The following is a 3,792-nucleotide window of genomic DNA, read 5'->3' on the forward strand; positions in this document are numbered from 1 at the left end:
CGCGAGCGGGCGCTCGACACGCGCCTGGGCACCTTGAACCTCAAGATCCCCAAGCTGCGCACCGGAGCCTACTTTCCCGGCTTCCTGGAGCCGCGGCGCACGGTCGAGAAGGCGCTTGTGGCGGTGATCCAGGAAGCCTGGATTGCCGGCGTCAGCACCCGCCGGGTCGACGATCTGGTCCAGGCGATGGGCCTGAGCGGCATCTCGAAGTCCTCTGTGTCCAAGCTCTGCAAGGACATCGACGAGCGGGTGATGGGCTTCCTGCAGCGCCCGCTCACGGGAGAGTGGCCGTATCTGTGGCTCGATGCCACGTACCTCAAAGTGCGGGAAGGCGGCCGCGTCGTCTCCGTGGCCGTCATAGTCGCTGTCGCCGTCACGACCGAGGGCCGGCGCGAGATCGTCGGGCTGCATCTCGGTCCGAGCGAGGCGGAGATCTTCTGGACTGACTTCCTGCGCAATCTGGTCAAACGCGGGCTCACTGGCGTGAAGCTGGTGATCTCGGATGCGCATGAGGGCCTCAAGGCCGCCATCCGGCGGGTGCTGGGCGCCACCTGGCAGAGGTGTCGGGTGCATTGGACCCGCAATGCGCTCGCTTATGTGCCGAAGGCGCATCAGACCATGGTGGCGGCTGGGCTGCGCCAGGCCTTCCAGCAGCCCGATCCGGTGGCGGCCCGGGCCAGCCTCTCGCATTTTGCCGACCAACTCCACAACCGCTGGCCCAAGCTCAAGGTCTTCATCGACGACAGCATGGATGACGTGCTGGCCTATATGAGCTTCCCGGCCCAGCACCGGACGAAGCTGCATAGCACGAACCCTTTGGAGCGCTTGAACAAGGAGATCAAACGGCGGGCTGACGTGGTGGGCATCTTCCCGAATGAGGACAGCATTACCCGCCTGATCGGCGCGGTGTTGCTGGAAGCCAATGACGACTGGCAGCTCCAGCATCGTTACATGCAGGTCGAAGGGATGACCGAACTCGCAACACCCATGATCAACCAGCAGGCTCTGGCAATCACCCCACAGGCGAGCTGACCAATGGCCACCTCAAACCGCACCCGAATTTACACTCATTGACGGACGTGACCCACGCCCGGTCTGCTGCGTGCTCGCTTGGGCATAGCCGGGGCGCTTGGCGGCACTGATCTGCTGAACGTTGACGAGGGCTTGTTCGAGCCGCTCCAGGCGCTCGCGGCGCGCCCGCGCGCGGGCTGCGGCTTGCCGTGGTGTCTGGCTCTCACTGCGGGGATCTCCCATGGCGGCAACATATTCCCGAGCCGCAGTCAGATGCTTGCTGATCTGCTCTTCCTGCTTGAACGAGCCGGGACCGGCCTGGGCCGTGATCTTCGTGCCGTCATGCATGACAGTCTGCAGGGTGATGAGCCCCTTCGCACTCAAGATCCCGAGCACCTGCGTGAAGATCTCGTCCAGCGCGTCATGGTGGGCCAGGCGGAAGTCCGACAGGGTATGATGATTAATCGTGAGAAGGCCCGTCAGCCAGCGAAAGCCGGGATCGTGCTCGCAGCGTCGCTCCACCTCTCGCGCCGAGCCGATGCCGCGGCTGGTCGGCATAGATCCATAGGCTCACCAAAAGCTGCGGATCAAAGGCGGGCCGCCCCGCACCGCCTTCCAGCGAGCCGATCCGGTCCACAAAGGCGGACAGATCAAGCCGGCCCACCAGCTCCCAGATCGCCCGAACCGGATGGTCCTCGTCGACCAATCGCTCGATATCCAACATGGTCCAGATCAGCTGGCGGCGATTAACGTGCACCAGCCGAACGCGCCTCAGTTGCGATGAGGCTGAGCGGGAACAGCAAGATTGAACCGTCTCACGTGAGGCCTGCGGATCGACAGGGTCCATCACCTGATCTCCCTGGGAAGGCTCCGGCTTATTGTAGCCCTTTGGAGCTTCCAGAGGATTTTCTTACAGGTCGAAGATGGTGCTCGGGTCAACGGCGACGCCGCGCTCTTGCATCATCTCGGCCAGATCGCGGTAGCTGATCCCGTATTTGCAATACCAGCGCACACACAGCAGGATGATCTCGACTGGAAAGCGGCGGCGCTTGAACAGAGACAACAGGGCGGCTCCTCAGGTGGTCGCCCTTCCTAACCCGCCAAGGTTAATGCAACGGAGCCGGGGCGATCATGGCTATGTTGACGGTCGCCTCGATCACGACCTCGTCGTCCGGCCGCAGTTTACGGCTGAAGGCCAGAACGGCCTCGCGAGACAGCTCAACCCAGCCAGGATGAGAGAGTTAGGTGTTGTCCAGCACCGCCACGGCGGCAAACGTGCGGTGCACATCCAGTCCGATCACATGCATGGGACCTCTATGCTTGTCATCACGTCAAGGAGCCTGCGGGCCACACGACGCTTACGGATCCGCGCTCACGGCGCAACCGGGCTGGTCGCAGGGGCGGCCAGATAACAACACGAGCTCTCAGCTCATCAAATACCTCGGCGTGCCCACATCACGTGCTCCCAACACCCCTGTCCCGGTCAGCCCAGGATACAGCCGGCGAGCTGATGACTCCACCCCGCCGGTGGTGCCGAGGAAAAGCATGTTCGATAACAACATCGTCGAGCAGGATCACCGCCGCATCGAGCGGCTGGTCCGGCCAGGGATGAGCTTCAAGAACTTCATGTCCGCCTCCCAGACGATTGCCGGTTACGAGACTATGGCGATGATCCGCAAGGGACAGGTCGTCAGTGTATCAGCAGATGACATGGGCGCGCAGCGCGACTTCATTGCTGGCCTGTTCGGCGCAGCCGCGTAACCTGCGTCCTGGGCGGCCCTTTGCGCGACCTATGTCAGGAGTTGCAACGGAACTAGGTAGATTGTATAACATCGCCGACATCAAGCCGCTCTCTTATCAGTCTGCTATAGAGTTATAAGATCCATTCTTCCATAGGATCTGCAACTAACAACAGTGAAAGCCATGCCGACTGCCAGACTCGCTCAAAAATCCCTTCAGCACAGGACAATCGCCTCTGCCGTTGCAGAAGAACTGCGGCGCAGGATCGTGGATGGTGAGTTCAAATCTGGATTCCAGCTTCGTCAAGATGCCCTTGCTACGGAGTTCGGTGTCAGCCGCATCCCGGTACGTGAGGCCCTGATGCAGCTCGAAGCTGAAGGGCTGGTGAAGATCCTTCCGCATCGCGGCGCAATCGTCTCAGAGCTATCTATGGAGGAAGTCCAAGAACTCTTTGAACTCCGGGCGCTACTTGAACCACGGCTCCTCAAAGCCTCTGCCAAACATCTGACGGACGCGGATTATGAGCGGCTTAGTCAGATCCTTCAGGAATACAGCTCAGAACTTCGCGCTAAACACGTACGGCGCTGGGGTGAGCTGAACACAGAGTTCCATAACGTTCTGTACCAACATGCACGACAGCCGCGCGCGCAGGCAATCGTTGGTGGCCTACTTCAAGAATGTGACCGGCACACCCGGCTTCAGCTTTCGCTTACAGGTGGCATGGAACGCGCCGAAAACGAGCATGCTGAACTCGTACGCCTTTGTGCGAGCGGCAAGATCTCTGCGGCCTGCACACTCTTGAAGGCGCATATCGAAGGTGTTGGCAAGTCGCTCCGAAACTATATCGAAGAACACAGTAAAGCAACTTAGTCAAAGAGCGCGAAAAGCAAGACCGAGGAGCTGGGCTGATCATGACGAAGAATTACATTGCGGGCGAGTGGCTGTCGGCGACGGAAGCCTCGGCCAACGTCAATCCATCGAACACCAACGATGTGGTGGGTGAGTATGCCCGTGCTTCGGCGGCCGAGGCCGAGCGCGCCA

General features: G+C 60.8%; 3 protein-coding genes and 2 pseudogenes. 3 read left to right on the plus strand and 2 right to left on the minus strand.

Features of this window, described 5'->3' with window-relative positions; genetic code table 11:
- Positions 1–1,032: IS256 family transposase (locus ACS5Q1_RS46930; RefSeq protein WP_473104632.1), on the plus strand; the 1,032-nt coding region annotated here is incomplete at its 5' end.
- Positions 1,033–1,044: 12 nt separating this feature from the next.
- Here the strand turns inward: ACS5Q1_RS46930 and ACS5Q1_RS46935 are convergent.
- A complete protein-coding gene (locus tag ACS5Q1_RS46935) occupies positions 1,045–1,569 on the minus strand; it encodes a transposase (protein WP_473104633.1) in 525 nt (174 codons plus the stop codon).
- Positions 1,570–1,930: 361 nt separating this feature from the next.
- Positions 1,931–2,074, minus strand: a pseudogene (locus ACS5Q1_RS46940) (IS6 family transposase); the annotation flags it as partial.
- A 488-nt stretch (positions 2,075–2,562) separates the two neighbouring features.
- Between ACS5Q1_RS46940 and ACS5Q1_RS46945 the strand changes: the two are divergent.
- Positions 2,563–2,772, plus strand: a pseudogene (locus ACS5Q1_RS46945) (DDE-type integrase/transposase/recombinase); the annotation flags it as partial.
- A gap of 162 nt (positions 2,773–2,934) precedes the next feature.
- On the plus strand, positions 2,935–3,621 hold the full coding sequence (locus ACS5Q1_RS46950; protein WP_473104634.1) for a GntR family transcriptional regulator: 687 nt from the start codon (positions 2,935–2,937) through the stop codon (positions 3,619–3,621).
- The last annotated feature ends 171 nt before the right edge of the window (positions 3,622–3,792 follow it).

Source organism: Microvirga sp. GN3 (assembly GCF_055792825.1).